The sequence below is a fragment of the Arthrobacter sp. 05N428_2 genome (assembly GCF_056397065.1).
On the sequence record NZ_JBFTMR010000014.1, the window covers coordinates 32,832 to 57,170 of the forward strand.

At 67.6% G+C, this 24,339-nt stretch carries 24 protein-coding genes and 2 riboswitches; of the genes, 9 read left to right on the plus strand and 15 right to left on the minus strand.

The window, feature by feature from the left end:
- Positions 1 to 894: a formyltetrahydrofolate deformylase gene (gene purU, locus AC1DGI_RS14700; protein WP_476899368.1), complete on the plus strand. Its 894-nt coding sequence runs from the start codon at positions 1 to 3 to the stop codon at positions 892 to 894.
- On the opposite strand, the gene AC1DGI_RS14705 is transcribed toward purU, so the two are convergent.
- Together AC1DGI_RS14705 and AC1DGI_RS14710 are read right to left on the minus strand one after the other, a co-directional pair.
- On the minus strand, positions 891 to 1,499 hold the full coding sequence (locus tag AC1DGI_RS14705) for a glycosyltransferase family 2 protein (RefSeq protein WP_476899369.1): 609 nt from the start codon (positions 1,497 to 1,499) through the stop codon (positions 891 to 893). The genes purU and AC1DGI_RS14705 overlap by 4 nt on opposite strands.
- Positions 1,483 to 2,430 carry an ATP-grasp domain-containing protein gene (locus tag AC1DGI_RS14710; protein ID WP_441399723.1) on the minus strand — a complete coding sequence of 316 codons (948 nt, stop codon included), beginning with the start codon at positions 2,428 to 2,430 and terminating at the stop codon, positions 1,483 to 1,485. The genes AC1DGI_RS14705 and AC1DGI_RS14710 overlap by 17 nt, the downstream gene beginning before the upstream one ends.
- A 313-nt stretch (positions 2,431 to 2,743) precedes the next feature.
- A riboswitch (SAM riboswitch) is annotated at positions 2,744 to 2,856 on the plus strand.
- 14 nt (positions 2,857 to 2,870) lie between these two features.
- On the opposite strand from AC1DGI_RS14710, the gene AC1DGI_RS14715 reads away from it, so the two are divergent.
- The 3 genes from AC1DGI_RS14715 to AC1DGI_RS14725 are packed head-to-tail and all read left to right on the plus strand — an operon-like array spanning position 2,871 to position 4,797.
- Complete coding sequence (locus AC1DGI_RS14715; RefSeq protein WP_476899370.1) at positions 2,871 to 3,176, plus strand: DUF1737 domain-containing protein; 306 nt, start codon at positions 2,871 to 2,873, stop codon at positions 3,174 to 3,176.
- Positions 3,173 to 3,592 (plus strand): rhodanese-like domain-containing protein, encoded by a 420-nt coding sequence (locus AC1DGI_RS14720; protein WP_476899371.1) that lies wholly within the window; start codon positions 3,173 to 3,175, stop codon positions 3,590 to 3,592. The genes AC1DGI_RS14715 and AC1DGI_RS14720 overlap by 4 nt, the downstream gene beginning before the upstream one ends.
- The gene (locus AC1DGI_RS14725; RefSeq protein WP_441403359.1) at positions 3,589 to 4,797 is read left to right on the plus strand and encodes an O-succinylhomoserine sulfhydrylase; all 1,209 of its coding nucleotides are present in this window, start codon (positions 3,589 to 3,591) and stop codon (positions 4,795 to 4,797) included. The genes AC1DGI_RS14720 and AC1DGI_RS14725 overlap by 4 nt, the downstream gene beginning before the upstream one ends.
- A gap of 12 nt (positions 4,798 to 4,809) precedes the next feature.
- Here AC1DGI_RS14725 and AC1DGI_RS14730 read toward each other — a convergent pair whose 3' ends face one another.
- The 5 genes from AC1DGI_RS14730 to AC1DGI_RS14750 form a co-directional block, all read right to left on the minus strand.
- Positions 4,810 to 6,054, minus strand: a complete 1,245-nt coding sequence (locus AC1DGI_RS14730; protein ID WP_476899372.1) for a glutamate--cysteine ligase 2 — start codon at positions 6,052 to 6,054, stop codon at positions 4,810 to 4,812.
- Between the two features lie 59 nt (positions 6,055 to 6,113).
- The gene (locus tag AC1DGI_RS14735) at positions 6,114 to 7,637 is read right to left on the minus strand and encodes a UDP-N-acetylglucosamine 1-carboxyvinyltransferase (RefSeq protein WP_476899373.1); all 1,524 of its coding nucleotides are present in this window, start codon (positions 7,635 to 7,637) and stop codon (positions 6,114 to 6,116) included.
- Positions 7,638 to 7,789: 152 nt separating this feature from the next.
- The gene (locus AC1DGI_RS14740; protein ID WP_441400693.1) at positions 7,790 to 8,593 is read right to left on the minus strand and encodes an energy-coupling factor transporter transmembrane component T family protein; all 804 of its coding nucleotides are present in this window, start codon (positions 8,591 to 8,593) and stop codon (positions 7,790 to 7,792) included.
- The gene (locus AC1DGI_RS14745) at positions 8,590 to 10,185 is read right to left on the minus strand and encodes an ABC transporter ATP-binding protein (protein WP_441400691.1); all 1,596 of its coding nucleotides are present in this window, start codon (positions 10,183 to 10,185) and stop codon (positions 8,590 to 8,592) included. Before AC1DGI_RS14745 ends, AC1DGI_RS14740 begins: the two co-directional genes overlap by 4 nt.
- A gap of 13 nt (positions 10,186 to 10,198) precedes the next feature.
- Positions 10,199 to 10,831 carry an ECF transporter S component gene (locus AC1DGI_RS14750; RefSeq protein WP_441400689.1) on the minus strand — a complete coding sequence of 211 codons (633 nt, stop codon included), beginning with the start codon at positions 10,829 to 10,831 and terminating at the stop codon, positions 10,199 to 10,201.
- A 69-nt stretch (positions 10,832 to 10,900) separates the two neighbouring features.
- Positions 10,901 to 11,045: riboswitch (TPP riboswitch) on the minus strand.
- Between the two features lie 146 nt (positions 11,046 to 11,191).
- Here AC1DGI_RS14750 and AC1DGI_RS14755 point away from each other — a divergent pair.
- Together AC1DGI_RS14755 and AC1DGI_RS14760 are read left to right on the plus strand one after the other, a co-directional pair.
- Entirely contained in the window at positions 11,192 to 11,731 is a 540-nt protein-coding gene (locus tag AC1DGI_RS14755; RefSeq protein WP_476899374.1) for a heme-degrading domain-containing protein, read from the plus strand.
- 41 nt (positions 11,732 to 11,772) lie between these two features.
- Positions 11,773 to 12,036, plus strand: coding sequence for a DUF4235 domain-containing protein (locus tag AC1DGI_RS14760; protein WP_441400685.1), 264 nt, complete (start codon positions 11,773 to 11,775; stop codon positions 12,034 to 12,036).
- 250 nt (positions 12,037 to 12,286) lie between these two features.
- Here the strand turns inward: AC1DGI_RS14760 and mnhG are convergent, their stop codons facing one another.
- The 6 genes from mnhG to AC1DGI_RS14790 are packed head-to-tail and all read right to left on the minus strand — an operon-like array spanning position 12,287 to position 18,676.
- A complete protein-coding gene (gene mnhG / locus AC1DGI_RS14765; RefSeq protein WP_476899375.1) occupies positions 12,287 to 12,679 on the minus strand; it encodes a monovalent cation/H(+) antiporter subunit G in 393 nt (130 codons plus the stop codon).
- A complete protein-coding gene (locus tag AC1DGI_RS14770; protein ID WP_476899376.1) occupies positions 12,669 to 12,947 on the minus strand; it encodes an MrpF/PhaF family protein in 279 nt (92 codons plus the stop codon). Before AC1DGI_RS14770 ends, mnhG begins: the two co-directional genes overlap by 11 nt.
- Positions 12,944 to 13,489: a Na+/H+ antiporter subunit E gene (locus AC1DGI_RS14775; RefSeq protein WP_476899377.1), complete on the minus strand. Its 546-nt coding sequence runs from the start codon at positions 13,487 to 13,489 to the stop codon at positions 12,944 to 12,946. The genes AC1DGI_RS14770 and AC1DGI_RS14775 overlap by 4 nt, the downstream gene beginning before the upstream one ends.
- A complete protein-coding gene (locus AC1DGI_RS14780) occupies positions 13,486 to 15,096 on the minus strand; it encodes a Na+/H+ antiporter subunit D (protein ID WP_476899378.1) in 1,611 nt (536 codons plus the stop codon). The genes AC1DGI_RS14775 and AC1DGI_RS14780 overlap by 4 nt, the downstream gene beginning before the upstream one ends.
- Positions 15,093 to 15,656, minus strand: coding sequence for a Na(+)/H(+) antiporter subunit C (locus tag AC1DGI_RS14785; RefSeq protein WP_476899379.1), 564 nt, complete (start codon positions 15,654 to 15,656; stop codon positions 15,093 to 15,095). Before AC1DGI_RS14785 ends, AC1DGI_RS14780 begins: the two co-directional genes overlap by 4 nt.
- Complete coding sequence (locus AC1DGI_RS14790) at positions 15,653 to 18,676, minus strand: Na+/H+ antiporter subunit A (RefSeq protein WP_476899380.1); 3,024 nt, start codon at positions 18,674 to 18,676, stop codon at positions 15,653 to 15,655. Before AC1DGI_RS14790 ends, AC1DGI_RS14785 begins: the two co-directional genes overlap by 4 nt.
- A 139-nt stretch (positions 18,677 to 18,815) precedes the next feature.
- On the opposite strand from AC1DGI_RS14790, the gene AC1DGI_RS14795 reads away from it, so the two are divergent.
- From AC1DGI_RS14795 to AC1DGI_RS14805, 3 genes are read left to right on the plus strand one after another with little or no spacing between them, the layout of a single operon-like run.
- The gene (locus AC1DGI_RS14795) at positions 18,816 to 20,216 is read left to right on the plus strand and encodes an MFS transporter (protein WP_441402043.1); all 1,401 of its coding nucleotides are present in this window, start codon (positions 18,816 to 18,818) and stop codon (positions 20,214 to 20,216) included.
- 39 nt (positions 20,217 to 20,255) lie between these two features.
- Complete coding sequence (locus AC1DGI_RS14800) at positions 20,256 to 20,738, plus strand: cation:proton antiporter regulatory subunit (protein ID WP_138768089.1); 483 nt, start codon at positions 20,256 to 20,258, stop codon at positions 20,736 to 20,738.
- A gap of 5 nt (positions 20,739 to 20,743) precedes the next feature.
- Complete coding sequence (locus AC1DGI_RS14805; RefSeq protein WP_441402044.1) at positions 20,744 to 21,940, plus strand: cation:proton antiporter; 1,197 nt, start codon at positions 20,744 to 20,746, stop codon at positions 21,938 to 21,940.
- A 69-nt stretch (positions 21,941 to 22,009) separates the two neighbouring features.
- On the opposite strand, the gene dcd is transcribed toward AC1DGI_RS14805, so the two are convergent.
- Both dcd and AC1DGI_RS14815 read right to left on the minus strand, forming a co-directional pair.
- The gene (dcd, locus tag AC1DGI_RS14810; protein WP_476899381.1) at positions 22,010 to 22,585 is read right to left on the minus strand and encodes a dCTP deaminase; all 576 of its coding nucleotides are present in this window, start codon (positions 22,583 to 22,585) and stop codon (positions 22,010 to 22,012) included.
- 181 nt (positions 22,586 to 22,766) lie between these two features.
- Entirely contained in the window at positions 22,767 to 24,230 is a 1,464-nt protein-coding gene (locus tag AC1DGI_RS14815) for a glycerophosphodiester phosphodiesterase (protein ID WP_476899382.1), read from the minus strand.
- Between the last annotated feature and the right edge of the window lie 109 nt (positions 24,231 to 24,339).

Consider the following 24,339-nt stretch of genomic DNA (forward strand, 5'->3'; position numbering starts at 1 on the left):
GTGACGGTTATCCAGTCTGAAGCGTCAGCGGCCGGGCCGCAGGTGGTGGAGCACGTACTCACCCTCGATTGCCCCGAGCAGAAAGGGATTGTGCACGCTGTTTCCGGATTCTTGCTGGAACACGGCTGCGACATCCTCGACATCAAGCAGTACGGGGAACGCTCCGAAGGGCATTTCTTCATGCGCGTGCACTTCTCCTCGGAGGGGGACGCATCCACGGCAGAACGGCTGAGGGCGGCCTTCCCCGCGGTGGGCGACCGGTTCGCGATGAACTGGCAGCTGGAGCGGCACGGTTCGAAACGCAGGGTGCTGATCATGGTGTCCAAGTTCGGCCATTGCCTCAACGACCTGCTGTTCCGGGCCAGGATCGGGGAATTACCGGTCGAGGTGGTGGCTGTTGTCTCCAACCACACCGACCACCAGACGCTCGTCGAATGGCATGGCATCCCGTTCTTCCATGTGCCGGTCACGGCCGCCACCAAGCCTGAGGCGGAACAGCGGCTCCTAGACCTCGTCGAGGAGTTCGACGTGGAGCTGGTGGTGCTGGCCCGCTATATGCAGGTCCTCAGTGATGACCTGACCCGCCGCCTGGACGGCCGGGCCATCAACATCCACCATTCGTTCCTGCCCAGTTTCAAGGGCGCCAAACCGTACCACCAGGCGTACGCACGCGGCGTGAAGACAGTCGGCGCCACCGCGCACTACGTCAACGCGGAGCTCGACGAAGGGCCCATCATCTCCCAGCAGGTGGTGGAGGTGGACCACACCTACGGCCCCGAGGACCTGGTGGCGGCCGGGCGGGACACCGAATGCAAGGCCTTATCCAATGCGGTCCGCTGGCACTGCGAAGGCCGCGTCATCCTGCAGGGCAACCGGACCGTGGTGCTGCGCTAGTTCCCGGTAGCGGGCGCTGAGAGCACCCGGTAGCCGGCGCGGCGTACCCGCCGGGTCAGTTCCGCGTCCACGCCTGCCGGGTCTTCCCGGAACGGCCCGACGTCCTCCAGCACGGATCGGCGGAAGGCCCGGATGTTGAGCGCCGGCATCCGGGCCCGCAGCCGGTTCAGCTTCGCCGGCCGCCGGTGCCCGCAGACCGCGCCGGTGCGCCTGTCGCCGAAACCCTGGAGCATCCGTTTGACAGTGTGCCGGGCCAGGATGCCGTCCGCGTCGACGAGCATCAGGACCTCGCCGGTGGCGTGCTGAAAGCCCAGGTTCAGGGCGGCAGCCTTACCGGCGCGGGCCTGCCGGACGACCTTGATCCGCAGGTCCGCGGCGGCCATAGCCAGCATGAGTTCGGCCGTGGTGTCGGCGGACCCGTCGTCGACCAGCACCACTTCGTAGCGGTCGTAGCTGGTGAGCTGGATGGACCGCACACAGTCCTCGATGTCGCCCGCCCGGTTGAAGGCGGGGACAATGATCGACACCGTGGGCCATTCGTCCAGCAGGGTGGGCGTGCCGCGTCGGCGGCGCAGCGCGGCGCTGACCTCAAACCGCAGCGACATTGGCATGCGTCGCCGGGCTCTGCCGGAAGGACGCCGGGTTGAAGGAAGGCAGCACGAAGGAGGCCAGGACGGCGTCGAGCAATTCGGGTGCGAGCGCGCTGTGGGCGCCGAACCGGGCGCTGACTTCGAGCACCACCGGGGTCCCGTCGGCGCGGCGCCGGACAACGACGCCGACCGGGCCGGTCAGGCCCAGCACGCGGACCGCCGCCATCGCTACATTCCCCACGTCGACGGCCTCTCCTGCCTCAGCCCGGCGGGCGCCCGCCGCGTTAGCCACCGCCCCTTGGGCCGCTTCCGTGTTCTCGACCACGACGACGAACGGCGCGGCGCTGTTGTGCGCCGGGGTGCCGAAAACCATCGGACCGTACTCAGTTCCCGGGATGAATTCCTGCACTATCTGGCCAGCCGGCAGATGGTGCCAGTCCACCTCCGCGCTGCCGTCGACGACGACCGCCCCGCGCCAGCCGCCCGCGACGCGGGGCCGGACGACCACCGGGCCGCCCAGGGCGTCCATGGCGGCGTCGGCGCTGGCGAAGTCCCTCGGCACGCCGAATCGGGGGACGGGCACACCGGCCGACTGCAGCTGCCAGGCGGTGTACAGCTTGTCGCCGGCGAGCGCCACAGGACCCGGTTCGCCGATGACGACGCGGACGTCGGGACCGAACCCGGCGCGGAACGCTGCCAGCTGCGGCAGTTCCTCGCTCACGGTGGGAATGACGAGGTTGACGTCTTCGGCGGCCACCAGCCGGCGGAGTGCAGAGACCAGTTCCGGGTCCGAGGCCCCTGGGACACGAACACCGGTGATGCCCGAGCCTGCCGGCAGCTCGCGGATGTCGGTGCCCAAGACGGGAATGCCCCGTTCTTTGAGCTGGGCCGCTATGGCGTGTCCCGCGGCGCCCCCGGCCCCGGTAACCAGCGCGCGGGGCTTCACAGGTGGCCCTCTTGATGAGACGTGAGCATAAGAATCCAATTCCTTTGCTGAAGTTCCGGCCGCCCCAGTGCTGCGCCGGACAAATTGGTGGATGGAGGTGCCCCCTCAGTAAAAGGGACGTTTCTATCGGATAGCCCGAGTAGGGGCTACCCGAATCTGCCCCGAGGGCCCCGCCGCGCGGCTCGGGCGCTACTGGGGTTGATCCGGGGGCTACCCGAGGCGCTGTCTTGGAATGCCGCAAGCCCGCGGACCGTGACCTCACATGACGCCGGCCCCGGTGCCGGGCGCCGTCGTAAGTGTTAGATTTTTTGTGAGTAATGAGCCCCGGCGACAAGCCCTGACTTGCCGGGCGGCAACCCTCCTTTCGCGGCGGGGTGCCTCAGGTGAAAACTCGGCAATCGACCATTCGAGCTGCAAGCGTGAGAGTAAGGAGACCCGTCATGCCCGACGCGTCCGCGCCCGCTGTGCCCGGCACAGCCGCCGCCCCGTCCCCGGCCGTTCCCGGTCCGGGCACAGAAAAACCACTGGCCTACCGGCTGTTCACCGGCCCCGATGACCGCAGCTTTTGCGAACGCATCTCGGCCGCACTGGCCGACGGCTACGTCCTGCACGGCAGCCCCGCCGTCACGTTCAACGGCAGCACCGTCATAGTGGCCCAGGCCGTCGTGCTGCCGGCGGCAGTCGCGGCCGGCAGCGGCGGCAGCGGCGGCTTCGACGGCGGCTTCGACGGCGGGGACCAGGCATGAGCTACGCCGGCGATCTGAGTCCGCGCCAGGCCTGGGCCAAACTTGGGGCCGGCGCGACCCTGGTGGACGTCCGCACCGCGGCGGAATGGGAGCAGATCGGCATTCCGGTCACCGCGTCCGCCGCCGACGGCCGCCGGGATCCGCTGTTCATCCAGTGGAGCCTCGCCGGCGGGACCCCCAACCCGAACTTCCTGGAGCAGCTCCGCCAGCAGGCGCCAGCGGCCGACGCCGAGCTCCTCTTCCTCTGCCGCTCCGGAGTGCGCTCTGTCGCCGCCGCCAACGCCGCCGCGGCCGCCGGCTTCACCGCCTACAACGTGCTGGAGGGCTTCGAGGGCCAACCGGACGAGACCGGCGCCCGGACTGTAAACGGCTGGAAGAACCGCGGCCTCCCCACCCACGGCGGAAGCACTAAATGAGCTTCAATCCCGACGCCCAGGGCTGGAGCCCGGAAACCCAGGCCGTCCGCGGCGGCCTCGACCGCACCGGGTTCCAGGAAACAACCGAGCCGATCTTCCTGAACTCCGGCTTCGTCTACGAATCCGCCGCCGCCGCGGAACGCGCCTTCACCGGCGAGGACGAGCGCTTCGTCTACTCCCGCTACGGGAACCCCTCCGTAGCCACCTTCCAGGAACGGCTCCGGCTCCTGGAAGGGACCGAGGCGTGCTTCGCCACGGCGTCGGGCATGTCCGCGGTCTTCACCGCGCTCGGGGCGCTGCTCGCGGCGGGCGACCGCGTGGTCGCGGCCCGGTCGCTCTTCGGATCCTGCTTCGTGATCCTGAACGAGATCCTGCCGCGCTGGGGGGTGGAGACGGTCTTCGTGGACGGCCCGGACCTCGAACAGTGGCGGGCGGCGCTGTCGGTGCCGACCACCGCGGTGTTCTTCGAGTCGCCGTCGAACCCGATGCAGGAGATCGTGGACATTGCGGCCGTGAGCGAACTGGCGCACGCCGCCGGCGCCACGGTGGTGGTCGACAACGTCTTCGCCACTCCCCTGCTGCAGCGTTGCGGCGAGCTCGGCGCCGACGTGGTCGTGTACTCCGGCACCAAGCACATCGACGGCCAGGGCCGGGTGCTCGGCGGCGCGATCCTGGGCACCAAGGAGTTCATCGAGGGCCCGGTCAGGCAGCTCATGCGCCACACCGGTCCGGCCCTATCCGCCTTCAACGCCTGGGTTTTAAGCAAGGGCCTGGAAACGATGGCCCTGCGGGTAAGCCATTCCTCGGCCTCCGCGCTGCGGCTGGCCCAATGGCTCGAGGAACAGCCGGCCGTGAGCTGGGTCAGGTACCCGCTGCTGGCGTCCCATCCGCAGTACGAGCTGGCCGCCCGGCAAATGAAGGCCGGCGGCACCGTGCTGACTCTCGAGCTTGCGCAGTCGCCCGGGCGCTCGGCGAAGGCCGCCGCCTTCGCGCTGCTGGATGCGTTGCGGATCATCGATATCTCCAACAACCTCGGCGATTCCAAGTCGCTGATCACCCATCCGGCCACCACCACCCACCGCGCCATGGGGCCCGCCGGGCGTGCCGCGATCGGCCTCAGCGACGGCGTCGTGCGCCTGTCGGTGGGCCTGGAGGACGTCGATGACCTGATCCGCGACCTGGGGCAGGCGCTCAAGCAGGTCTAGCCGCGGCCAGGCCTAGCCACGGCGCACCCGTGACAGCACCGGGGCCGGTTCCGCAGCAGTGTCGGCGTCGGCGCCGCGCAGCGTGACGCGCACGGCGTGGGCGACGACGGCGGCCAGGCCGGCGTCGTCGGCGGGGTTGTCCAGCCCCGGGGCGCGGAGTGCCTGCCGCTGCAGCTGTGAACCCGTACCGTTCGCCAGGATCCGGTCCACGCCGCGGCGGGCCAGCTCCAGTTCCCCCTGCTCGGCGAGGACGGGCGCCAGGAACTCCACCAGCGCGTGCACCACCTCGGCCGCCGGCGCCGGCCGGAAGCTCCCGAAGTCCAGCAGCTTGCCGCGCAAGCCGCAGTTGCTGGCCTGCCAAGCCGCCATCTTCAGCAGCACCGTGGGCACCGGAGCGGGATCCACGCCGTCGCGCCACTCCCGGCTGGCTGACTCCACGAGGGCGCGCACCAGCACGGCGATCAGCGCGGCATCCTCCGCGCGCAGGCAGACGTCCGCAACCCGGACCTCCACGGTGGGGTGATAGCGGGCCAGCCGGGCATCGAAATAGACCATGCCCTCGTCAAAGAGCACCCCGGTCTCCAGCAGCCGGGAAACGACGCGCCGGTACATTGCCACGCTGCCGAAGATCATGGAGGGCCCGGCCGCCGGCCAGCGGTTCCACGCCTGCGTGCGGTAGCTTTCGAAGCCGGTCACCGTACCGTTCCAGAACGGCGAGTTGGCGCTGATCGCAATCAACACCGCCAGTTTGTCGCGGATCCGGTCCAGGACTGCCACGCCTTCCTCAGGGGAGCCGATGCTGGTGTGGACGTGGAAGCCGCAGGTGAGCTGTTCCCGCACGGTGAGGCCGAAGCGTTGCTGCATGCTGGCATACCGCGGCTTGGGCGTCGTGTGGGTGGTGGATGCCCGGGGCGACGTGGCCAAGGCGGCCACCCGGGCGCCGAGGACGCGGGCGGCTTGGTCCGTGAAGGCGCGGGACTGCCGGATCTGATGGAGCAGCCCGCCGTAATCCAGGCACGGCGCCGTCTGGGTCTCAATCTGCTCCAGCTTGAGCTCGAAACTGAAGCTCGACTCTTCGTGAGCCGGTTCCGCCGCGGCGGACTGCTCGACGTCGGGCGCAGGCGCGCCGGACGTCGGGGACGGTTCGACGTCGGGCGCAGGCTTCAACCCGCGCAACAGCGCATCGGCCAGCGCCAACGGAACCCCGGTGGCGGGGTCCACGATCAGGAGCTCCTCCTCGACGCCAAAGGTGCGCATGCACCTATTGTCCTCAGCACCCGTCCCGGCGCGCTACCCCAACCCGAGGCTCAGGCGATTCAGTCTTGGAAATACTCGATCTTCGCGCCGATGGTGTTGAGCCGCTCGGCCAGGTCTTCGTAGCCGCGCTCGATCACGTAGATGTTGCGCAGTTCGGACACGCCCCGCGCGGCCAGCATGGCCAGCAGCAGGCATGCGGCCGGGCGCAGGGCCGGCGGGCAGCCGACTTCCGCCGCCCGCCACTTGGTGGGCCCGTTGACGTAGATCCGGTGCGGGTCCAGGAGCTGGACCTGGGCTCCGAGCTTATTCAGCTCGGTCAGGTAGATGGCCCGGTTCTCATACACCCAGTCGTGAATCATCGTCTGGCCGTGCGCGTTGGCGGCAATAACGGCGAAGAACGGCAGGTTGTCGATGTTCAGGCCGGGGAAGGGCATCGGGTGGATCTTGTCCTCGGGGGCCCGCAGGTCCGAGGGCTTGGTGGTGACGTCCACCAGCCTGGTGCGGCCGTTGCGGGCGACATATTCCGCGGAGACCTCCAGTTGCTGGCCCATCTGCTCGAGCGTGGCCAGTTCGATCTCCATGAACTCAATCGGGACCCGGCGGATCGTGACTTCCGAGTTGGTCACAATCCCGGCGGTGATCAGGCTCATTGCCTCGATCGGGTCCTCGGACGGAAAATACTCGACATCGGCGTCGATGGACGGGCGGCCGACGATTTTCAGCGTCGTGGTGCCCACGCCGTCGATCTGGACGCCCAGCATCTGCAGGTAGAAGCAGAGGTCCTGGACCATGTAATTGGGGCTGGCATTGCGGATAACCGTGCTGCCGCAGCGGTGGGCGGCGGCCATGATCGCGTTCTCGGTCACGGTGTCGCCGCGCTCGCTCAGCACAAAGGTCCGGTCGAGGCCGTCCGACGGCGGGGCCTGGACGCTGTAGAAACCGGACTTCGCCTCGACACTGAGTCCGAACTGCCGGAGCGCCTGCATGTGCGGCTGCACGGTGCGGGTGCCGAGGTCGCAGCCACCCGCGTAGGGCAGCCGGTACTGGCTGGACTCATCGAGCAACGGGCCCAGGAGCATGATGACGCTGCGGGTGCGGCGCGCGGCTTCGACATCCATCGAGTCGAGGTCCAGCACCGCGGGGCGGCGGATCTGCAGGTCGGTCGCGTTGAGCCACGTGCATTCGACGCCGATGCTGGTCAGTACCTCGACGATCCGGTTGACCTCCTCAATCCGTGCCAGCCGCCGCAGGACGGTGGTGCCGCGGTTGATGAGGCTGGCGCACAGCAGGGCGACGCCGGCGTTCTTGCTGCTGTTGACGTCCACCGCGCCAGAGAGGGTGCGGCCGCCCTCGACCCGGAGGTGGGTCATCTGCGGCCGGCCGACCTTGACGATGCTGCGGCCGAAGATCGATTCAAGCCGCTGGATCATTTTCAGGCTCAAGTTCTGCTTGCCCTGCTCCATCCGGGCGATCGCGCTCTGGCTGGTTCCCAGCTCGGCGGCCAGCCGTCCCTGGGTCCAGCCCTTCTCGCCGCGGGCATCCCGGAGCACGGCGCCAACGTATTCAGCAGTCTGTTGAGTCATAGTCAATAAATATCACGGATGAGCTATTCGCCCCCTCGGAGCGCGCCATTTGCAGTCAAGCTCACAGAATAATCATCTCGTGCGATATATCGTGCTATATCCCGTGCGGTATCTTGCCCGGTATATAGCGCAGCTCGACGCCGGAGCGGGCCCTACTGCTGCGCCAGGAACACCATGTTCCAGGTCCCTGCGCCGATGGCCGATGCCATCGCGGTTCCGGCGATCAGCAGCCCGCCCAGCACCACCCACGCGTCCAGCCGGCTGAACGTCGCTTTCCGCGCCCAGGTCCGCTGGGCGCCGCCGAAGCCGCGCGCTTCCATGGTCACCGCGAGCCGGGAGGCACGGCGGACCGCCTGGACCAGCAGCCCGAAGCTTTGCCCCAGCATGGCCCTCAGCCGCTGGCCCGGGTTGCCGTGCGAGCCCACGCCGCGGGCCCGCCGGGCCATGCCGATGGTCTGCCATTCTTCCGCCATGAGTCCCACCAGCCGCATCGCGGCCAGGGTGCCCAGCACGAAGCGGTGCGGCAGCTTCGCCTGTTGGGCCAGCGCGTCCGCCAGGTCCGTCGGGTCGGTGCAGCTCATCAGCAGGACTGCCGGCAGGGCAATCGCGAGGCCGCGCAGCAGGAATCCCACCCCGAGCTGCAGCGATCCTTCGCTGATCGACCAGACGCCGACGTCGAGCAGTATCCTTCCGCGGTCAGCCGCCAGGATCGCGGTACTCCAGCCGCCCACGGCCGCCGCGAGGATGAGGGGCCAGCCGCGTTGCCAGAGCAGGCCCAGGGTCAGGCCGGCGAGCGGGAACAGCAGGAGTTCGAAGCCGAGGGCCACGGACGCGGACACCCAGTCAATAGACAGCGCCAGCACCACGGTGATCAGCAGGACGCCGGAGAATTTGGCCAACGGGTTGGCGCGGGTCAGCAGCGCGGTGTTTCCGTTCAGGGTCAGGGCGTTCCTCATGGCGCCGCCACCCCCGGCGTCGTCCGGCCGGGCAGTCCGGGTTGCGCGGCGTCGAGGTGCAATTCGGCCCCGCCCAGGACCTGGCTGAACTCCGCATCGTGGGTCACCGAAACCACGGCGGTCCCTGCGTCCAGCAGCTCGGATAGGAAGGAGGCCAGCTCCGCCCACGTGTTGGCGTCCTGGCCGAAGGTGGGTTCGTCCAGCACCAGCACCTGCGGATGGGCAGCCAGCACCGTGGCCACGGACAGCCGCCGCTTTTCGCCGCCGGAGAGCGTGTAGGGGTTGGCGTCCACCAGGCCCGTCAGGCGTAAACGTTCCAGCAGCTCATCCACCCGCTCTTCGCCGCGGCCCAGCTGGCGTGGGCCGAACGTCAGTTCGTCCAGCACCCGGCCCGTGACGAACTGGTGCTCCGGTTCCTGGAACACCGTGCCGATCCGGGCGATCAGCTGCTGGGCCTTCCACTTGTACGGATCGATGCCCGCGCCCGCGCTCAGCTCCGTGGTGGCGGACACCGAGCCCGCGACCGGCGCCAGCAGACCGGCCAGGGTTAGGGCGAAGGTCGATTTCCCGGAACCGTTGGGGCCGGTGACGGTCAGCGCCTGCCCGGCGCGGACCTGGGCCGTGATCCCCGACTGCACCGGCGTGGGCGGCACCGTGCTGAAGCCGCGCAGCAAACCGGTGCGGCGGGGGCGTTCGCGGGACACGGCCAGCTCCTCGGCGGCCAGCAGCAGCTGCGCCGGCCCGGCTCCCGCGCCAGCCCCGCGGCGGGCCCGGGTGGCGGGCACGTAGCCGGGAACCCAGACGCCCGCGGCGATGAGCATGTCCCGCGCCTGTTCGAGGACCTGGTCCGGCGAGCCGTCCAGCAGCACGGCGGGCTCCGTGCCGGCTGCGGTTCCCGGCTGGAGCACGACGATCCGGTCCACCAGGTCTTTCCAGACGGCGACGCGGTGCTCCACCACCACCAGGGTGGCCCCGGTCTTGTCCAGGCAGCGTCCGACGGCGTCGCGGACCTCAAGGACCCCGGCCGGGTCAAGATTGGCCGTGGGTTCGTCCAGCAGCAGCAGCCCCGGCCGCATCGCGAGGATCCCGGCGAGCGCCAGCCTTTGCTTCTGGCCGCCGGAGAGCGCCGACGTCGGGTGCTGCAGCGGCAGGCCGGCGAGCCCGACGTCGTCGAGCGCTTCCGCCACCCGGCGCCAGATGTCCGCCGGCGGCACGGAAAGATTTTCCGCCCCGAAGGCGACGTCGTCGCCAAGCCGCGACAGCACCACCTGGGTTTCCGGGTCCTGTTGCATCAGCCCCGCCCGGCCGCGCCGGGCCCGGGGCGGGGCGCCGTCGATCAGCAGGCTGCCGGTCTCATCGGAGTCCTCGTCGTCATCACTAGCGCCCGCGGCGGTGTTGTCGCCCAGCACCCCGGCCAGGGCGTGCAACAGCGTGGACTTGCCGGCACCGGAGGGGCCCAGCAGCAGCACCCGCTCGCCCGGGCGGATGTCCAGGTCCAGCCCGCTGACGGCGGGCCGGGGCCGTCCGGCGTGCCGCCAGCCCCAGCCCCGGGCGGTGATCGCGGCCGGCCGGACGTCGTCGAAAGTTCTCATGCGTGTGCGGGCATCAGGAGAACACTGGTTCCGATGCCGCCTTACGGGATGCGAAAGACGCGAGCACCCCGGTCCTGGCCAGGCCCCGGGTGGCCAGCCAGGACAGTCCGCCGGCGATCACGGCCCCAGAGACGGCGCAGAAGACGATGTAGGCGAGCTTGTCACCGGCCTCGTAGGCGATGTTCCAGCCCCAGGGCAGGAAGGAGTCGTTCAGGCCGCAGAACAAGCCCGCGCCGGCACCGGCCAGGAGGGACACGGGCAGGTTGAACCGCTTGTAGAGGAACGCGGCGAAGACCAACTCGGCGCCCAGGCCCTGCAGAATGCCGGAGATGAGCACCGTGGTGCCGTACTGCGAGCCCATGATCAACTCGCCGGTGGCAGCCACGGCTTCACAGAACAGCGCCGCGCCCGGTTTGCGGACCACGAGCATGCCCAGCAGCGCCGGGATCATCCAGCCGCCGGCATACAGCCCGGTCAGTGGCGGGTAGACCGCGTTGACCGGGACGGAGACCAAGTTGGCCCCCTGATCCCAGGCCCAGAAAATCACGCCGCCGGCAACAGCGATCAACGCCGCCAGCACGATGTCGACCACGCGCCAGCTGTACTTGCCGGTGGTCAGTGTCTGCTTCGCAGAAATATCCGTCATGTCGTCCTCCTGAGGTACAGGAGGGGAGGGCGCTCCGGCCGCGGCGCAACTTTCGTCGCGGATGCCGGGCACCCCGAGAACTCGACTCCCTTGCGCCGGTACTAACCGGATCAGGTTCGAGGGTCTGCGGCTGTCCGCACTCTCAGCGCCCACCTGCGGTTTCCCTGGATTTGCTCCAGTGATGCCCGACGGCGGCGCTCCCCTGTCGTATTGAAAATCACCCTTGTGGGCTGGGCCAGTTTACACCCGCCGGGCCCCCAACTGAATCGCAGTTGGTGTCGTTTTGAGCGCTCATAACGACAACAGCTGCGAGCTACTTGGGGTTGCGCAGCGGCGGCCGCCTAACCGAAGCTGAATCCCATGAGCGACGCACCAGTTCCTGGCCCCGACTATGACCCGGATTCCGCGGAACCCCAGCCGCCCGGGTCCCTGGGCGCGCTCATTGGCCGCATCCTGACCGAAATCGCGGAACTGCAGTTCCGGACCTTCAGCAAGGACGACGCCCTCGATCTTGGGCTCCTCCTGGTCGAACTCGGCCGGCAGCGCTCCCACCCGATCGCCATCGACATCACCAAGGGGGAGCAGGTGCTCTTCCACGCGGCCCTGGAGGGCGCTACTCCGGACAACGAGCGCTGGATCAGGGCCAAACAGCGCACCGCCGTCCGGTATGAGGTGCCGTCGCTGCTGGTGGGCCTGCGGGCCCGCGCTGCCGGCCGGCGGATCGAGGACAACGCTTGGTTCGACCAGCAGGAGTTTGCGGCCCACGGCGGTTCGTTCCCCATCTACCTGCGCGGAACAGGGGTCGTCGGCACCGTCACCGTCTCCGGGCTGCCGCAGAAAGCGGACCACGAACTGGTGGTCGAGGCCTTGTCTGAAATCCTCGGCCGCTCGGAACGCTAGGCTAGGGTCAGCCCTGTTTCCTCCCGCTAGGAGCACGAAGTATGAACATCATCATCAAACTGCTTGGCACCGGCATCAGTCTGCTCGCTGGCTTCGTCGGCACCAAGATGGTCGACACCGTCTGGGAAAAGACCACGGGCAACAAGCCCCCCAAGGGTCACGACGACGACGTTCCCACCACGCTGCGCTCGGCCCTGACCTTCGCCCTGATTTCAGCCTCGGTCAGCGCAGTTATCCAGGTCCTCGCCAACCGCGGCACGCAGCGCGCGGTCACCCGCTTCGCCAAAACCCAGGACCTGGTCTAAGGCGCATGGTTTAGGGCGCGTCCACGGCGCACCGTCATCCGGGGCCGTTCGGGAATGTAGCAACCCGCCCGGGGGCACTTTGCATGGATTTCGAGACCGCCGGGGTTAGTCAGCGGCGTGACTGTGTCAAAGTGCCCCCACACGGCGTGCCGTCAACCCGGCGCAAGGTAGACCGGGCCCGCCAGGCGACCCGAAGCGCCGCCAAGAGCAGCCAGGCCTCGTCAGCTTCACCCGGGGCGCTGGCGGCTTCTCACTCGTCGTCGGTGAATCCGCGTTCGCCAGCGGCCTGCTGCACCACGGCCTCCAGCTCGTCGGCGCTGAGCAGTTCCGGATGCAGGTGCTTCGTACGGTAGCCGGCCCGGCCCACCATGTGGGCCGAGACGGGCACCGTGAGCAGCTGGAATATCCACGCCACCACCAGCACCGGCCACACCCACCAGGTGCGCAACTGGAGTCCCACCGCGCAGAGCAGCAGGAATAATCCCAGCACCTGGGGCTTGGTTGCGGCGTGCATCCGGGTCATCAGGTCCGGAAACCGCAGGAGGCCGATGGCCGCGCCGAGTGACATCAGCGCGCCGACCACCATGAACACGGCCGAGACGGCATCGATCACGGCGTCGGCGGAAAACGTCTCAGGACTCATTGGGGTGCCTCCTCCGATCTGCGACGAAGCGTGCCACGGTCACCGAGCCGACGAAGCCGATGAGCGAGATGGCCACCAGCAGCATCAGGTTGTTCAGGTGCCGGTTTACGGCCATATCGATGCACAGCGCCGCGCCCAGGATGGCCAGCAGCACGTCGGCGGCGAGCACGCGGTCCAGTAGCGAGGGACCCCTGGCGATGCGGATGATGGCGCCGGCCGCGGCGAGCGAGAGCACGACGGCGGTGACGGTCAGGACGAGCTGCATCATGCGCCCACCTCCTGCTCCAGTGCGGACAGTTCGGCCCGGGTGCCCATGATCCGGATCAGCCCGGCTTCGGTGTCGCGGACCTCATTGCGGAGCTTGGCCGCGTCCTCGGCGTTGCGGACGTTGATGCCGTGGATGTACAGCGTGGACGTGGAGCGGTCCACCTCCACCACTAGGGATCCCGGGATCAGCGAGATGACGTGCCCGGTGGCAGTCACCAGCAGGTCGGAGTGGCTCCGGAGCGGGACGGCGACGACGGCGCTGATCACCCGCGGCCCGCGGACGACGGCGAGGAAGAGGACCTGGAAGCTGGCTGCCACCACTTTGGCCAGGAACACTGCGGCGAAGCGTGCGGCGCGCAACACGTTGAAGCGGCCTCCCAGCTCCACCGGCGGCAGATAGAACAGCCGGGCCACCGCCACCGCGATCAGCGCCCCGAAGAGTAGGTTGCCGGCACTGAAATCCTGCCAGAGGGCGCCCCAGACGATGACGAGCCAGACCAGGAGGGGCAGTTCCTGGCGCAGGGAGATCCGCTTGCGGGTCATTTGCCGCCCTCCTGCTGCGCCGGTTGGGCGATCGGCGGAACCGGCGCGTCCTCACCCAGCACGGCCTGGATGTACGCGGTCCGGCCCAACATTTCCTGGGCGGACTGCCCGGCCACGCCGAAGAGGGGTCCCGCAAAGACCGTCAACGCCACGCCGAACAGCACCAGGCCCAGCGTGGAACCCACCATGGTCCGCGGTAGCAGGGTCACCCGCTGCCCCGCGTCGGCACCGGCGGCCAGGGCCTCGGGCGAGGCCAGCAGTACCGGGTCGGGGTGTTCCGCGTCTTCGGGTTTGCGCCAGAAGGCGCGGTTCCAGACCCTGGCGATGGCGAGGAGGGTCAGCAGGCTGGTCAGCACGCCGCCCGCCACCAAGGCGTAGGCCAGCGGCGTGCCGAGCGCGACGCCGGCCTGCAACAGACCGAGCTTGCCCAGGAAGCCGGAGAACGGAGGGATGCCGGCCAGGTTCATGGCGGGCACGAAGAACAGCACGGCCAGCAGTGGCGAGAGCTTGGCGAGGCCGGCGATCCGGTCCACCGAGGAACTCCCGGCGCGGCGCTCGATCAGGCCGGTCACGAGGAACAGACTGGTCTGGATGGTGATGTGGTGGGCCACGTAGAACACCGCGGCCCCCAGCCCCGCCACGGACGACATCGCCAGGCCGAACACCATATAGCCGATATGGCTGACCAAGGTAAACGAGAGCAGACGCTTGATGTCGCTCTGCGCCAGGGCACCGAGGATCCCCACCACCATGGTCAATAACGCCGCGACCATCAGCGGAGTGTTGAAGGAGTCGCCCGGGAAGAGCAGCGTCTCGGTGCGGACGATCGCGTAGACGCCCACCTTGGTGAGCAGGCCGGCGAACACGGCGGTGACCGGAGCCGGCGCCGTCGGATAGGAGTCCGGGAGCCAGAAACTGAGCGGGAACACGGCGGCCTTGATGCCGAACGCCACGAGCAGCAGGACGTGCAGCAGGTTCCGGGTGCCTTCGTCGAGGCCGGCCAGCTTGATGGCCAGGTCCGCCATGTTGATCGTCCCCGTGGCGCCGTAAATCATCGCGATCGCGAGCAGGAACAGCACGGAGGACACCACGGAGACCACCACGTATGTCACGCCGGCACGGATCCGGGGACCGGTCCCGCCGAGGGTCATCAGCACATAACTGGCGGTCAGCAGGATCTCGAAGCCCACGTAAAGGTTGAAGAGATCCCCGGAGAGGAAGGCGTTGGACACACCCGCCACGAGGATCAGGTAGGTGGGGTGGAAGATCGACACCGGGGCGTCGCTGTCGCCGTCGGCCATGCCCTGGCCGGAGGCGTAAATCAACACGGCGAGGCTGACCACCGAGGACACCACCAGCATGAGCGAGGAGAACTGGTCCACGACCATCACGATGCCAAAGGGCGGAAGCCAGCCGCCGATGCTCACCGCCGCCGTGCCGCCCTCCCAGACGGAGGCCAGCAGCCAGCATTCCAGCAGCAGGGTCAGCGAGAGAATCGCGATGCTGACAGTCCGCTGAGCCCGGGTATTCCGGATCAGCAGGAAGGCCAGGGCGGCACCCAGGATGGGGAGGACGACGGCGAGCGGGGCGAAGCTGGCGATGTTCACTTGGGCCCTCCTTCCTGGTCGGGGCTGATGTGGCGGGAACCGGGTTGTTCTTCGGCGGCCGCGGCCGCGACCGGAATCCGGCGGGCGCCGGCCGGCACGGTGTCCTCGTCGTCGGTGCCGGCCTCGTCGTTGCCGGCGCTGGCCACGAGGGGGAACTCCGAGGTTTCCACCGGAATTTCGGCGTCGTCCTCGGCGTCGAAGCTGGGGGTCGCCGCCACGCGGCGGTCCTCGGCGTCGTCCTGGATTTCGTCTTGCCTGGCCAGCACCCAGGTGCGGTAGATAATGCCCAGCATGAAAGCCGTGACGGCGAAGGAGATCACGATCGAGGTCAGGATCAGCGCCTGCGGGAGCGGGTCGTTGTAGTCCCCGGCGGCGGTGTCCTTGTTGAAGAACGGGGCGAGGCCCGCGTAGCCGCCGGTGGTCAGGATCAGCAGGTTGGTGGCATTGGTCAGCAGCATCAAGCCCAGCAACACCCGGGTGAGGCTGCGTTCCAGGAGCAAGTAGATGCCGCAGGCGTAGAGCGCGCCCATGACCGTCAGCAGGGTCAGATTGACGCTCATGGGCTCCCCTTTGCGGTGGATTCGGCCGGCAGGCCTTCGGAGTCCAGCCCGGCAGCGGGTTCTTCCGGCCACCCCTCGTGCTGTTCTTCGAAATTCTCGTCGATCTCCGCGCCGAGGCTGCGCAGCACGTCCAGGGCCAGGCCGACGACGACGATGTAGACGCCGATGTCGAAGATGGTGGAGGTGACGAACTTGATGTCGCCGAAGACCGGCAGCCAGAGCTCGATCACCGCGGTCTGAAAGACCTGTCCGCCGAGCAGCAGCGGCGCCACTCCGGACGCCGCGGCCGTGGCGAGCCCGATCCCCAGCAGCGCTCCGGCGCTGACCGGGGTCGCTTCGCGCAGTTCGAAGCGGCCCCCGGCGAGATAGCGGACGGCGAGCGCCAGTCCGGCCAGGAGGCCGCCGGCGAAGCCCCCGCCCGGAAGGTTGTGGCCGGCCAGCAGCAGGTAGATGGAGAAGACGATCATCGAGTGGAAGATCAACCGGGCGACGACCTCAAAGATGATCGAGCGGCGTTCCGGGGCCAGGGTCCGCCCGGCCACGAGCCACGCGTCGCGGGTGGACGCCGCAAACCGGCGGCTCATGGCCAGCGCCGCGCGGTCCCTGGTGTGGGCGGTCACCGGTGTGCGGCGCCCGACGGTGCCCGCGGCCACGGACGAGGACGGACGGATCCGGTCGCCGCGGCCGCGGACGAAGATCAGGCTGGCGACGCCGGTGGCGGCGAGTGCCAGGACGGAGATCTCCCCGAACGTGTCCCAGGCCCGAATGTCCACGAGGGTGACGTTGACGATGTTCTTTCCTCCGCCGCCCTCGTAGGCCAGGTGCGGGAACTCCAGCGAGACCGGCGTCGCCACCCGGGCCCCCAGGGCGTGGATCGCCACGAAGATCATGGTGATCCCGAAAGCCGCCCCGATGATTACCCGGATCACGCGGTACTTGCCGCCGGTACGGTCCCGCAGTTCGGCCGGCAGGCTGCGCATGGCCAGCACGAACGCCACCAGGATGATGGTCTCCACCAGCATCTGCGTCAACGCGAGGTCCGGGGCGCCTTGAAGCGCGAACATCAACGCAATTCCGTAGCCGGTGACCGACACCATCAGCACGGCCAGGAACCGTTTGTTGGCCCGCACCGCGGCGAGCGCACCGATCACGATGCCAACGCCGACGACCGGCTGCAGCGGGGAGCCGGGGTCCACGAAGTATAGGTTGCCGGGAAGTGGCTTGTTGGCCAGCAGCAGCGCCGTGAGCGGGAGGGCGAACGCGACGGTCAGGATCACCGCCAGGTAGAAGAAGAGCGAACCACGCTGCGTGCGGCCGGTGACCCAGACCGCGGCGTCGTCCAGGGCGCCGATGGTGAGCTGGTAGGCGCGGTCGCCGTCGACCCAGCCCGGCACCCGGCCCTGGGCTCGGGAGACAGCATTCCGGCCGTAGAACATCGCCAGCCCCAGCGCGAACGTGACCGCCGTCAGACCCAGCGCCGGGGTGAACCCGTGCCACAGGGCCAAAGGCCCGGCGGCGGAGTGCCCGGCTGGGGCCTCCGCGTCCCCGCCGCCGGGCACAAACAGTGCCGCGTACGGCTGGATCCAGGCGTCCACCGGCGCCGGCCACACGCCGTACAGCACGGTCAGCAGGCTGAGCACCGCGGGTGCGGCCAGGAAGCCCGGCTTGATGGCCTTGAACGGGGTAGCGGACACACCCGGTTTGAAAGCGAAGGCGCCCCACATGAAACGGGCGCTGTAGGCGAAGGTCAGGACCGAGCCCAACACCACGCCGATCAGGATGACGGGCCCCCAGAAGCCGGAGCCGGAGTGGTGAACGAACACCTCGAACACGGACTCCTTGGCCACGAATCCGGCCAGCGGCGGCACGCCGGCCATCGAGGCGGCACCGACGGCCGCCACTACCGCCAAGGCACGGGACGACCGGTACACGCCGGAGAGCTTGCGGATGTCGCGGGTCCCCGCCTGGTGGTCGATGATACCGACCACCAGGAACAGGGTGGCCTTGAAGAGTCCATGCGCCAACAGCAGGGCCAGGCCGGCGAGCGCCGCGTCGGGCTGGCCGAGGCCCACCACCATAGTCAGGAAGCCCAGCTGGCTGACCGTGCCGTAGGCGAGGATGAGCTTGATGTCGGTTTGCCGCAGGGCGCGGTAGCCGCCCACCAGCATGGTGGCCAGCCCCAGGCCCAGCACCACCGGGAGCCAGAACGTTGTCTCGGCGAACCCGGGGGCGAGCCTCGCCACGATGTAGATGCCCGCCTTGACCATGGCGGCGGCGTGCAGGTAGGCACTCACCGGCGTCGGCGCGGCCATCGCACCGGGGAGCCAGAAGTGGAACGGGACCAGCGCGGACTTGGTGATCGCACCGACCAGAATGAGCACGACGGCGGCTGCCACCGCCGCGGCGGCGGGTCCCGCCACCAGCTCGGGCGCCATCTGCAGGATCGCAGAAATCCGGTAGGTTCCTGCGGCGGCCCCCAGCATGATCAGCCCCACCAGCATGGCCAGGCCGCCGGCCGTGGTCACCACCAGTGCCTGCAATGCCGAACGGCGGGCCGACAGCCTGGTGCGGGCGTAGCCGATCAGCAGGTAGGACAGCACCGTGGTGAGTTCCCAGAAGATGAACATCAAGACCAGGTCGTCGGCGGTGACCAGCCCGAACATCGCCCCGGCGAAGGCGAGCAGCTGGGCGCCGAAGCCGCCGAGATAGCTGTCCTTGTTCTTGAAGTACCGCGCACAGTACACGAGGACCAAGGCGCCGACGCCCAGGATCAGCAACGACATGACCCAGGCCAGGGCGTCCATCCGGAAGGCCAGCTCCAGCTGGAGCTGCGGGACCCACGGCATGACCACCGCAACGGCACCGGCGTCGGAGTACACCGCCCCGTGCTGGAGGGCCAGCCAGACGAACGATCCGCCGGGCACCGCCGCCAGCGCGTAAAACGCGTTCCTGCCGAGCCTGCGGAAGAGTAACGGCGCCACAGCAGCCACCGCGAAGTGCACGGCAAGGACTGTGATCACTGGTATCTCCGCAACGTCAGGCATTCGATGGTCAAAGTTGGAGCAGGCGGGGCATAGGTTAGGTTCAGTGCGTCTAGTTTACCAAGCGTGCACAAATTCTTTGGCCAGTGACGTCCCTACGGACAGCTACTATCAGCCTATGAACTCCGCCCCCGCCCCCGAGTCCACGCATCCGGCCTCGGAGCTCGAGTCCGGCAGCGCCGTCAGCAACAAGGGCAGGATCCTGGCCTGGGCCGCCTGGGACTGGGGTTCCGCGGCCTTCAACGCCGTCATGACCACCTTCGTTTTTACCGTGTACCTGACCTCCAAAGCGTTCGGCGGCGAAGACGAGGCCTCCGCGGTCCTTGGCTCCGCCCTCGCCGTCGCCGGGGCTGCCATCGCACTGCTGGCCCCGGTCACCGGCCAACGCTCGGACAGCGGCGGGCGGCGCAAACTCTGGCTCGGGGTCAACACCGGCGCCGTAGCACTGCTGACCGGACTCTGCTTCTTCGTTTTCCCGCGGCCGGAGTTCTTGCTTCTCGGCGTGACGCTGATCGCGCTTGGCAACGTCTTCTTCGAATTCGCCGGCGTCAACTACAACGCAATGCTGGCCCAGATCTCCACACCCGCGAACATCGGCAAGGTCAGCGGCTTCGGCTGGGCCGCGGGCTACCTCGGCGGCATCGTGGCGCTGCTGATTGTGCTGCAACTCTTCGTGCAGCCCAGCATTGAGTGGTTCGGGGCGTCCACCCAGGACAGCCTGAACATCCGCCTCGTAGCGGTGTTTTCCGCGCTCTGGTTCCTTGTCTTCGCGGTACCCGTGATGTTCGCCGTCCCGGAAGTACCCAAGGCCAGGCAGGCCAGACTGGGGTTCTTCGCTTCCTACGCCCTCCTGGCGCGCCGGATCCGCGCCATCTACCGAACCAGCCCGCACACCATCTTCTTCCTGCTGGCCAGTGCCATCTTCCGGGACGGGCTCGCGGCGGTGTTCACCTTCGGCGGGATCATCGCCGCAGGCACCTTCGGCTTCGATCTCAAACAGGTCATCTTCTTCGCCATCTTCGGCAACGTAGTCGCCGCTGCCGGGGCTTTGATGGGCGGATTCCTGGATGACAGGATCGGGCCGAAGACGGTCATCATCGGTTCGCTGATCGGCCTGCTGGTGGCCGGCAGCGCCCTGCTGGCCTTGGGGAACGGGAAATATTCCTTCCTCGGCATGGATTGGTCGGGCAGCATGACGTTCTGGGTGTTCGGCTTATTCCTCTGTCTTTTCGTGGGTCCGGCCCAGTCCTCGTCCCGCGCCTACCTCGCCCGACTCACCCCGCACGGTGAATCCGGCGAGTTATTCGGCCTCTATGCCACCACCGGCCGGGCGGTCAGCTTCCTGGCGCCCGCGCTGTTCACCCTGTGCATCACGGTGGCGACCCCCTTCGTTGCCCCCGGCGAAGCGCAGCGCTGGGGCATCCTCGGCATCATGGTGGTCCTGCTGGCCGGGCTGCTGGTCATGCTGCCCGTCAAGTCGCCGGGCAACACGGACATCGCCGTGGTGCCCGCAGCCTGAACGGCACCGAAAACTCCGACGGCACACTAGGCTGAAGACATGAATGTGGATGAAACAGACCTTCCCGGCCTGGGCCGGCGCAAGGACTTCATGACCGCCTCGGGACGCCGGATCGGCGTGGTCGAATACCGGGAGGGCCAGACCGAGCTGATCGTCTCGACCTGGGACGATCCGGACACCTGCCAGGCATCCATCCCGCTGACCGCCGACGAGGCGGCGGCCCTCGGAAACCTGTTGGGCGGACAGCGGCTGGCCATGCAGCTGTCCGAAGCCCACCGGGAAGTGCCCGGGATCGTCACCCGGCAATTCTCGATCGCCGCGGATTCCCCCTTCCAAAACCAGCCGATGGGCAAGGCCTGCATCCGGACCCGCAGCGGCGCGTCGATCGTCGCCATCATGCGTGAGGGCGAGGTACTCCCCTCGCCGGGCCCCGACGTCGTCCTGCATCCCGGCGACCTCCTGGTGGCCGTGGGCACGCAAGAGGGCCTGGACACGGCAGCCGGCATCCTGCGCAACGGATAAGCGGCATGGATCCGCTCGCCCTGACCCTCATCGAATTGGGGGCCGTCGTGTTCTGCCTGGGCCTGCTGGCCAGGCTGGCCGGGCGGATCGGCATGTCACCCATCCCGCTCTACTTGGTCGGCGGCCTGTTCTTCGGGGCGGGCGGCATGGTCAAGCTTGAAGGGATGCACGAATTCGCGCATCTCTCCAGCGAAATCGGCGTCATCCTGCTACTACTTATGCTGGGGTTGGAATATACGGCCGCTGAGCTGGTCACCGGTCTGCGGCGTTCCTGGCAGGCGGGCGTGCTTGACCTGCTGCTGAACTTCCTGCCGGGGGCGGGGCTGGCGCTGTTACTGGGCTGGGGCCTGGTGGGGGCGATGGTGATGGGGGGCGTTACCTACATCTCGTCGTCCGGCATCGCCGCGAAGGTGATCACCGACCTGGGCCGGATCGGTAACCGCGAGACGCCGGTGATCTTGTCCATCCTGGTCTTCGAGGACCTGGCCATGGCCGTCTACCTGCCGATCCTGACCGCCACGCTGGCCGGGGTCAGTTTCCTGGTGGGCCTGCAGACCGTGGGGATCTCCCTCGCCGTCGTCACCCTGGTGCTGGTGGTTGCCTTGCGCCACGGCCACCACGTGTCCAAGGCCGTCCACAGCGAAAACTCCGAGGTGTTCCTGCTCAACCTGCTGGGCGCAGCGCTGCTCGTCGCGGGCCTGGCCGCCGCCATGCAGGTGTCCGCCGCTGTGGGCGCCTTCATGCTCGGAATTGCTATCTCGGGCGCCACCGCACACAACGCCACCAGGATCCTCGAGCCCCTGCGCGACCTGTTCGCGGCAATCTTCTTCGTGGTCTTCGGCCTCAACACGGATCCGACGTCCATCCCCCCGGTGCTCGGCTGGGCTCTGATCCTGGCCGTCCTGACTGCGGGAACCAAGATGATCACCGGAATCTGGGCGGCCAAGCGGGCCGGGGTTGCCGTTCCCGGGCGCCTCCGTGCCGGAGCGGCCCTGATTGCCCGCGGCGAATTCTCCATCGTGATCGCCGGGCTCGCGGTGGCTTCCGGCGTGGTGCCCCGCGACCTCGCCGCCCTGGCCACCGCCTACGTGCTAATCATGGCCGTCATGGGTCCGCTGGCGGCCCGGTTCGTGGAGCCGATCATGCGGGTGCTGCGCCGCCCGGCCCGGCGGGCGCCCCTGCCGTTCCGTCCCGCCGGTTAGGGGACTGCCCTCAGGGGAGGTCCTCAGGAGGTCCTCAGGGGACAGAGCCCTGAGGGAACTGCCAGACCGCTAAATATTGGTGCGGTGGAAATTAAGGTGGCTACGGCTGGCCGTCGGGCCGCGCTGCCCCTGGTAGCGGTTGCCGTATTCACCGGAGCCATACGGGTGTTCGGCGGCCGAGCTCAGCCGGAAGAAGCACAGCTGGCCGATCTTCATGCCAGGCCAGAGCTTGATCGGCAGGGTCGCCATGTTGGACAGCTCCAGGGTGACGTGGCCGGAGAACCCCGGATCGATGAACCCCGCCGTCGAGTGCGTCAGCAGCCCCAGCCGGCCCAGCGAAGACTTACCTTCAAGCCGTGCGGCGATGTCGTCCGGCAGGGTGACGGTCTCATAGGTCGAGCCAAGCACAAACTCGCCCGGGTGCAGGATGAACGGCTCCTGCGCGTCGACCTCGACCAGGCGGGTCAGCTCGGGCTGGTCCTCGGACGGGTCGATATGGGCGTACTTGTGGTTGTCGAAGAGCCGGAAAAAACGGTCAATCCGCACGTCCACCGACGACGGTTGAACCATCTCGGGGTCGAACGGCTCCAGTACAATCCGGTTCGAATCGATTTCGGCGCGAATGTCGCGGTCAGAGATCAGCACAGGATCAAAAGTACCGCACGGATTGGCGGCTGGTACGCGTGGCAGGAGCGACGGCCTTGTGTTACTTGCCCGGCTCCCCGAGGAACGCCCTGGTCTCGCACTGCGGTGCCAACCTGACGCGACGTTCCTTCCTTTGCATGCACGCGCCCGCCACGCAGCGGGACGGTCCCGTACCTAGGCATCATCGCGAAACTGAGATCGATCGGAACTCCACCGGCTCTTGCCCGTCATGAGCCTTGCAGAGCATGATGTAGCCGCCCCTGTGAGTGGTGTCCGCAACGGCGAGGGTCTGCTGACCGCCGTCCAACCGCGAGCATTGGATCTCCGCGGGTGTCACACGGATCGAAAATTGCAACCATTGCCCCTCCTGGGGGGCGGGAGTGTCTGAGGATGCGATGACTTCAGGCGCGGTTCCGTTTTCCGCACGGCGGTAGAGCTCGACTTTTCCGGCGTCGTTGATCAGCAGATGGTATCCGCCCGAGGTGCCAGGGACGTTGGGCAGGTAAGGACGGTCGTCCCGCAAAGCGAAGGCGACACCTATCTGGCCTGCATTCCGGGGGATTGGCCCAGCCCATCTGACCTGAAAGTCGATCGAATACGTGTCCGCCGAAATCGGGCACAGCGACCCCATTGAGTAACTGAAGTCGGAACCGTCGTCCATCCTGATGGATCCGCTGTCGGGCTGAATCTTCGGCTGCAGCTTCCAGTTGATAGTCCACGGCAAATCGCCTGCGCCCCGGTTGCCGGAGGCAAAGGAGTCAGACTTGGCGAGTGGTACATCCTTTGTCACATATGGAATGTTGGAACACATGAGCCCCCGAACACCCAAAGCCAGCAGTCGGTCCCGCATCCATCGCGTGTGAACTTCCCACACGATCACTGGCTTACCGAACACCTGCAGCCCGGTTACCTCGGCGTCGGTGGCTGCATGGTACAAACCTAGATAATCAAAATTCGGCGCGTATTTGGCGTACGTGGCGCTGCTGCCATCAAGGAAGTAACCCCAGGTCTTGTAGCCACGGGCCGCGGCCTCCACCCGCGTTGTGGAGGAGGCTGGCTGTTTCCACACAAAATGACTCGTGGAGTCCGGATAACGGTCCATGAGGTCCAGCAGTGCCTTCGTGTTTGTCCCCTGTTTATCTTCGATGAAGATGACATGTGTGCCGGCATGGGCGTCCAGGATATCCTCTAATTTGGGAATGGGTTGCGGGGCCGAAGCCGGCCCGAGCCACTGCCGGGCATCATTGCGGAGCTCTGATATTGAGGCATAAGTCTGTTGGGAAATTTCCTGATCGTGGCCGGTCAAATGAAGCGTGTTCGTGTCATGGTGGCAAACCAAAACGCCGTCAGACGTCGCGCTGACGGAGACTTCGATGGCCTTGACGCCGTAGGCGATTGCCGCTGAATAGGCCAGCGCAGTATGTTCCGGCCAGTTGTCTCCAGACCCGCGATGAGCTATATAGAACGGGGTGGTACCGAGCAGGCTTGCAATAGTGAAATCCTTGGCGGGGGCCTGCGTAGAGGAATCTTCCCCGCAACCTGCAAGTACAATCGTTGCGCTAGACACGAAAAGGAATTCCCGCCGCGAAAAACGCCGGAATTTCCCCGTCATGGGTACTTGGCCGGCAGTGCCATTATCCAACACATCACCTTCTCGATTGCTCCCCGAATGGACATCAACCGCTTCACCACCTTGACGTCCGGCTACCACGCATAAAGTTCGCGCAAGACGCTGGGGCGCCAGGCTGAAGTTG